The sequence below is a fragment of the Pseudogracilibacillus amylolyticus (SeqCode) genome (assembly GCF_051918545.1).
Taxonomy (GTDB): Bacteria; Bacillota; Bacilli; order Bacillales; family Amphibacillaceae; genus Pseudogracilibacillus.
In genome coordinates, this window is the sequence record NZ_JBPPZG010000190.1 from 1 (window position 1) to 7,470 (window position 7,470).

Annotated in this window: 5 protein-coding genes and 1 pseudogene; 5 read left to right on the forward strand and 1 reads right to left on the reverse strand. The window is 36.6% G+C overall.

What is annotated here, in order from left to right:
* A pseudogene (locus ACPYKA_RS16690) lies at positions 1-241 on the forward strand (IS5/IS1182 family transposase); the annotation flags it as partial.
* Positions 242-443: 202 nt separating this feature from the next.
* Here the strand turns inward: ACPYKA_RS16690 and ACPYKA_RS16695 are convergent.
* The gene (locus tag ACPYKA_RS16695) at positions 444-1,235 is read right to left on the reverse strand and encodes a Cof-type HAD-IIB family hydrolase (RefSeq protein ID WP_479543348.1); all 792 of its coding nucleotides are present in this window, start codon (positions 1,233-1,235) and stop codon (positions 444-446) included.
* A 196-nt stretch (positions 1,236-1,431) separates the two neighbouring features.
* Between ACPYKA_RS16695 and ACPYKA_RS16700 the strand changes: the two genes are divergently transcribed.
* The 4 genes from ACPYKA_RS16700 (at position 1,432) to tkt (ending at position 7,207) form a co-directional block, all read left to right on the forward strand.
* Positions 1,432-3,468 carry a BglG family transcription antiterminator gene (locus ACPYKA_RS16700; RefSeq protein WP_340453942.1) on the forward strand — a complete coding sequence of 679 codons (2,037 nt, stop codon included), beginning with the start codon at positions 1,432-1,434 and terminating at the stop codon, positions 3,466-3,468.
* The gene (locus ACPYKA_RS16705; protein ID WP_340453940.1) at positions 3,468-3,749 is read left to right on the forward strand and encodes a PTS sugar transporter subunit IIB; all 282 of its coding nucleotides are present in this window, start codon (positions 3,468-3,470) and stop codon (positions 3,747-3,749) included. Before ACPYKA_RS16700 ends, ACPYKA_RS16705 begins: the two co-directional genes overlap by 1 nt.
* Before the next feature lie 27 nt (positions 3,750-3,776).
* On the forward strand, positions 3,777-5,117 hold the full coding sequence (locus ACPYKA_RS16710) for a PTS ascorbate transporter subunit IIC (protein ID WP_340453939.1): 1,341 nt from the start codon (positions 3,777-3,779) through the stop codon (positions 5,115-5,117).
* Between the two features lie 92 nt (positions 5,118-5,209).
* Entirely contained in the window at positions 5,210-7,207 is a 1,998-nt protein-coding gene (gene tkt / locus ACPYKA_RS16715) for a transketolase (protein WP_340453937.1), read from the forward strand.
* Positions 7,208-7,470: the final 263 nt, after the last annotated feature.

Sequence of the window (7,470 nt, forward strand, 5' to 3'; positions counted from 1 at the left end):
GGCTAATTTGGCGTTCACTCGTTTTTCTGTCAGAGGAAAACAGAAAGTGAAAAATGAATTAGGATTTGCATTGATGGCGGTGAACTTGAGGAAGAAAGCCGCCATGAACAGCAAAATCGTGCCGGGAGATAGAGAAACTCCTAAAAAAAAGGTTCCAAGCAAACTTTTTATTGCTTGGAACCTTTTTATTTACTATTTTTGGCTAGTTATGTCCCAGCCACTTATTTATAAGGATGTATGAAATTTTGCGTTTGTATAAACATAATAAGTATCTACCGAAATAATCGTCTTATAAAATCAAAAATTCAAGTGTTATGAAACATTAAAGTAATAGCTATTTTTATGATTAAACTAGATTAGGTAAACTGAATTACTTTTAGTTTCTCAACCAAACACTTATTTAATCCATTTTCCTGAAAAGAATATTTAGTTATTTCATCCGCCTATTCCTGTATCGTATCTTCAGCATTCTTCATTGCTATACTATAGGCTGCGAGTTCAAACATTGGCAAATCATTTTCACCGTCTCCGATTGCCATCAAATTTTCTTTTGATAAATTATACTCTTTCAATAACATTTCAATACCCGTTGCTTTTGACACATTGCTAACCATTATTTCAGCATTGTGCAGGGATGAAGAAAAGAGGGAGAAATCTGTCTTCTGTCTTATCTCCTTTAATGTATGTTTCCAGTTATTAATTATTTCCGTGTTCATGCTGAAGAAATAAATCTTTAAATTATCTTCATAACTAATTTCATCAATCCATTTCATTTCATTTTGAACAGATTCGACTCTGGCAATGTACTTATTATTTAAGAGTGTGTCAGGTCTTGGTAAATGTAGTTCTTTCTCCAAGGTTTCTTTATCTTCTTTTAATGCAAATCTGCTTCCGTTTTTGGGGTGAATTTCATAATATAAATTTCTTTTGCGGGCATTAGTCAGAACAGTTTTGACGAGGTCTGCAGGTAAGGTGTGCTGGGAAATATCTTTATGATTCGTGAAACAGCTCATACCATTTGCTGAGACGAATCCGTCAATAGGAAGCTTTTCGGGTAGGACTTTATATATTTCTTGTTTCGTTCGGCCAGTTGCTATAAAAATGCGTATATTTTGGTTACATAATTCACAAAATAGTTTTACTAGCTCATCAGAAACAGTATTTTTATCATTTAATAGTGTTCCATCCATGTCAAGTGCAATTGCCTTAATATCTATTAGTAAACGAACCTCCATCATTTTTTCTATGATTAGCTTTTTCTGCCCTCTTATATATTGCCTCATCGCCTTAAAGTATAATAGGGTATTGAAATAAAACAACCTAATGAACAGCCCAAATGATGTTGGAAACCCTTGCAATCATTGTGCCCAATGGTGATTGTAGCAACGTTGGAAACGTTTTATAATTAAAAAAAGAGGTGGAGGGATACTATTGTTTGACCAACGATCCTATAAACTGTTTGAAGAATTAACAAAACATGAAAAAATAACGAGGCAAGAAATAATGATGCAATTAAACTTATCCGAACGTCAACTCCAATATGATTTGGAAAAAGTAAATCTTGCACTGGGCAATAAAGATTTGCCGGGAATTAAAATTTCCAATCAGTTGCTTTTTATTGACGAAAGATTAAGAAATTTAGTCAAAACAAACTACTTAGATATTAATGGCAATCAATTCATTATATCGGAACAAGACAGGCCATACTTAATTTATTTGTACACATTTATTCGAAAAGAGCCTGTTTCTAATTACCATTTTCAATTATTACTGGGTGTAAGTAAAAATACAGCACTTACAGATGTAAGAAGGCTAAAAGAAATTTGTGAAAAGCGGAATGTAAAGTTCCTATACACTCGTATGGACGGGTATCATATGGCTGGGACTGAAATGGATAAGCGGAGATTAGCAATCTTTAGCGTAAATCATTTACTTTCTCAACCACTCGGGAAAGAAATAATTATTTTGGCACTTAAGTCATGGGGGAAGGTAGAAATCCTCGTTGAAACACAACAAATTATTAATCAATACCTGCAAACAAATGAGATAAGTTTAGTTAAGAGTAGAAAGACAGAGATGTTAATCCACCTTGCCCTCTTGAGAGTTCGCGCGGGAAAGGAAGAATTACACTTTACGAACTTAGAAAAACAAATGCTTGAAAGACAGAGCATGTATAAACATGGGAAAGAGTTATCGAGGAGGTTATTTCTTGAGGGAGGTGAGGATGAAGGTTATTTTGTAACGATACAGTTACTCGTAACGCTTGAGATAGTTAATAGTCAAGCTAGTCCAACATTAGAAATGTTAGCAGGACAAATTATCGACGAATTTGAGAAAAACACATTACTTCCAATTGAGGATAAAGCATTTTTGAAAAGAAGTTTATACAACCATCTTGTTCCAGCGTTCTTTAGAATTACATTTGAAATTCCGCTTTTCAATGAATTGAGTGAAAGAATAAAGAGAGAGTATCCGGATCTTTTTCAGTTTGTGAAGCGTTCATTGTCCCCGCTGGCTCTTTGGACAGGGAAAGAAATCAGCGAATCTGAGATTGGTTTTTTCACTATGCATTTTGGTGGCTACCTAGGTAGCGGAAATTATCTATATGCAGAAAAATTAACAGGATTAATCATTTGTTCCAATGGACTAAGCTCATCCATCATGCTTGAAGCACAATTAAAAGAGTTGTTTCCTGCTATCCGATTTTCTAGAATACACAATCGTGACAAGTTTGAAGACATACCCCCAACGAACTATGATGTCGTATTTTCGACCATTAAGGTTGAATCAGTAAAGCCAGTATTCGTTGTAAAGACGTTGCTATCACAAGTAGATAAGTACTATTTAATTCGTGAGGTATTACAGAAATTCCCAAGATTCGATGGACAATTCACCGTTGAGCAATTGATGGAAATTATTAAAAGGAATACTGAAGTAAAAGATGAAAATCAACTATTTTCTGAGCTCGTCAATTTATTATATGTACAAAACAAAAATAAGGGGATGAACAAGCCAATGTTATCAGAGCTCTTGACGAAAGACACAATCCATTTTACGGATGAAAAGATGGATTGGAGGGATGCTATTATTAAAGCATCACAACCATTGGTAGAATCCAATAAAGTACAACGTAAGTATGTAGATTCCATGATAACAAATGTAGAAGAAATTGGAGCTTATATTCATATCGGTAAAGGAATAGCTATTCCGCATGCTAGACCAGAAAACGGTGTGAACCAGCTGGGGATATCTTTTTTAAGGACAAAGACTCCTGTATTGCTTCTAGATCAGGATAATCATAAAATTGATATTTTTATCTGTTTAGCTGCTATCGATAGTGAAGCACATCTTAAGGCACTTGCACAATTAACAAAAATATTAGGTGATGATGAGTTACTTGAGGCAATGAAAGCTGCTGAAACTGCAGAGCAAGTAATCGAAATTATAAAAAAGGGAGAGGACAAATAATGAAATTTTTAGCGGTTTGTGGATCAGGTTTAGGAACTAGTTTTATGGTAGAAATGAATATCAATCAAATTTTAAGTGAGCTTGGTGTGACAGGGGTGGAAGTATCTCATTCTGATTTAAGCTCAGCAACACCTGGAGATGCGGATGTCTTCTTTCTTGCTAAAGATATTGCTGAAGGTGGAGCACATCTAGGTGAGGTTGTTGTGATGGAAAGCATCATTGATATGGATGAATTAAGAACTAAAGTAACACAAGTTTTGGAGAAAAAAGGATTGATCTAATTTAAAACAAAATAAGGGGGTAAAGAAATGCAGACGTTAATTGATATTTTAAGTCAACCAGCCATTCTAGTAGCACTCATTGCCTTAACTGGCTTATTAGCGCAAAAAAAGAATATGTCGGATACCGTAAAGGGAACTACCAAAACATTCGTAGGTTTCCTTGTTATTTCAGCAGGTGCAGGAATTCTTGAATCTGCGTTGGTACCATTTGGCGCTATGTTTGAGCAAGCATTTAATGTTACTGGAGTTGTTCCCAATAATGAGGCTATTGTTGCTCTTGCATTATCAGAGTATGGTACAAATACAGCATTAATTATGTTTTTTGGTATGGTTGTCAACATCCTTATAGCAAGATTTACCCGATTCAAATATATTTTCTTAACTGGTCATCATACACTCTACCTTGCGGCGATGTTAGCCGTAATTATGGTTGTTGCGGGCTTTGATACAATTGGGTTGATTGCTGCAGGTTCTGTTGCACTTGGTATTGTAATGACGTTGTCACCAGCTATTCTTCAGCCGTTTATGCGACAGTTAACTGGGAATGATAATGTTGCATTAGGTCACTTCAGTGCTGTCGGTTATGCTGCAAGTGCTTTAGTTGGTAAATTATTTAAAGGAAGCAAAGAAAACTCTACGGAGAATATTAACTTTCCAAAAGGGTTAGGGTTTTTACGAGACAGTACAGTAAGCATTGCATTAACAATGGTTGTCATGTACGTAATTGTAGCACTTTTTGCAGGACCTGCTTATATTGAAGCAGAGCTAAGCGAAGGTACAAACTTCCTTGTATTCTCTCTAATTCAAGCAGGTAGTTTTGCTGCAGGTGTATTCATTATCCTATCTGGAGTTCGTTTAGTATTGTCAGAAATTGTACCTGCCTTTAAAGGGATATCCACTAAACTTGTACCAAATGCTAAACCAGCACTTGATGTTCCGATTATTTATCCATATGCACCAAATGCAGTATTAATTGGATTCTTTGCAAGTTTCTTAGGTGGAATATTCAGTATGATAATTATGATTTTCACTGGTGGTGTTATTATTTTACCAGGTGTTGTACCTCACTTTTTTACAGGAGCAGCTGCAGGTGTTTTTGGTAACGCTACCGGTGGCTTTAAAGGCTCTGTTATTGGATCCTTTGTCAATGGGGTAGTTATTTCATTCCTTCCAGTGTTCTTAATGCCAGTACTTGGTGATTTAGGATTCGCAAATACAACATTCTCTGATGCTGACTTCGGTGTATCTGGAATATTCTTTGGTTCATTGGCTAATTATGCAGGACCAGTTGCCATTACAATTAGTTTAATTGTCATCCTTGCATTAATGGCAATACCTGTGAAAAAGAAAAAGACAGAAACAAGATAAGTTCGTTTAACGTGTTCTAGTTTAAATGGTGCTGAGGGTTATCGTATAAAACCTCAGCATCTGGGAATTAAAAAATACTGGAGGAATTTAATATGATTACAAGAAGTTCAAGGATTTCTGAGTTATCGATTAACACAATTCGTACGTTAACAATTGACAGTGTGGAAAAAGCACAACACGGACATCCAGGAATGCCAATGGGTGCAGCTCCTATGGCATATAGCCTTTGGAAGAATGTTATGAATATTAACCCCGAAAATCCGAACTGGTTCAATCGCGATAGATTTGTATTATCAGCTGGACATGGTTCTAATTTATTGTATAATTTGCTGCACCTTTCAGGGTACGATGTAACGATAGAGGATCTAAAGAATACAAGACAGTGGGGAAGTAAAACACCTGGTCATCCGGAGTATGGAATAACTCCTGGAGTTGAAGCAACTACAGGACCACTTGGACAAGGTATACCTGTGAGTGTTGGAATGGCTTTAGCTGAGAGGCATTTGGCGGAAACATATAATAAAAATGATTTTCCAATTGTAGACCATTACACATACTCAATTTGTGGTGATGGAGACTTAATGGAAGGAGTATCTTATGAAGCTGCATCACTTGCAGGACACTTGAAACTAGGACGTTTAATTGTGTTATATGATTCAAATGATATAAGTTTAGATGGTGGTCTAGACTTGGCATTTTCTGAAGATATTAAAAAACGTTTTGAATCGTGTAACTGGCAATATTTATATGTTGAAGATGGAAATGATATTGAAGCTGTTCATAAGGCATTGTCAGAAGCGAAAGCAGATGAAAATCGACCGACTATTATTGAAGTGAAAACTGTTATTGGTTACGGTTCACCGTCTTTACAAGGAACAAGTGATGCACACAGTGACCCTTTAGGCAGAGAAGAAATCGAACGTACGAAAAAATTCTATAACTGGGAACACAAAGAATTTCATGTGCCACAAGAAGTATATGAAGACTTTAGCAGTATTAAAGAGAACGGAATACAAAAAGAAAAAGAATGGAATGACCTACTCGCTGCATATCAGGATGAATATCCAGAACTTGCTGAAAAACTAAAGCGAATCATAGATGGTGAGCTTCCGGTTGATTGGAGTAATGAACTCCCTGAACATAAAGAAGGCGAAACACTTGCGACACGGGTTGCAGCCAGTGAAACATTGAATATACTAGCTGGTAAATTACCTGAATTAGTTGGTGGATCTGCTGACCTAGATTCATCAACAAAAACAAGGTTAAAAGATCACGTTGACCTTAATAGTCAGGATTATTCTGGAAGAAATATTCGATTTGGTGTACGGGAATTTGCGATGGGAGCTATTGCCAACGGACTTGCACTGCATCATTTACGTCCATTCGTGAGTACATTCTTTGTTTTCTCAGATTACTTGCGTCCAGCAATCAGACTAGCTTCCTTGATGGAACTACCAGTAACATATGTGTTTACGCACGATACGATTGCAGTTGGACAGGATGGACCTACTCATCAACCCGTTGAACAGCTTGCTGCATTTAGAGCAATGCCAGGGATTTCTGTTATTCGACCTGCAGATGCAAATGAAACAAGAGAAGCATGGAAAATAGCTGTGGAAGAAAAAGGTCATCCAACAATGCTAGTGTTAGGTAGACAAGGCTTACCTACTTTACAAGCGACAGAAACGTTGGCAAATGAGGGCGTCCGTAAAGGAGCTTATATCGTTTCCAAAGCTTCAGATGAAGCAGTTGGGATTATCATTGCAGCCGGTTCTGAGGTTTCTTTATCAATTGAAGCTCAAGCTCGTTTAGCTGAAGAAGGTATCCATGTAAATGTTGTAAGCATGCCATCATGGGACCTTTTTGATAAACAATCAGTAGAATATCAAGAAAGCGTACTGCCTAGCAAACTACAAAAACGATTAACAGTCGAAATGGGCTCTAAACTTGGATGGAGAGAATATGCAGGAAGTGAGGGTGCTGTAATGAGCATCGACACATTCGGCGCATCGGCTCCAGGAGACCAAGTAATTGAAGAATACGGCTTTACTGTAGAAAACGTCGTAAATAAATTTAAAGAATTATTGTAATGGATAGAAACAAAAAAGGTAGTGAGGGTGTGGACAAAGTAGAAAATTAGTTGGAATTTACATTCGTGATGGTAGAATTGAAAAATTCCACTGCTATGAACAGAAACCAACTGATAGTTCATGAAAATCACCTTACAAAAAAGGTTCCGTCACAAATGATCGGAACCTTTTTTCGATACTCATGACTGTTTATGAGTTATGTCTCAGTTTTTCCCATTCAGCCCAACAAAGCCAGTGCAATAGCACCTTTAATCCCCTGTTCA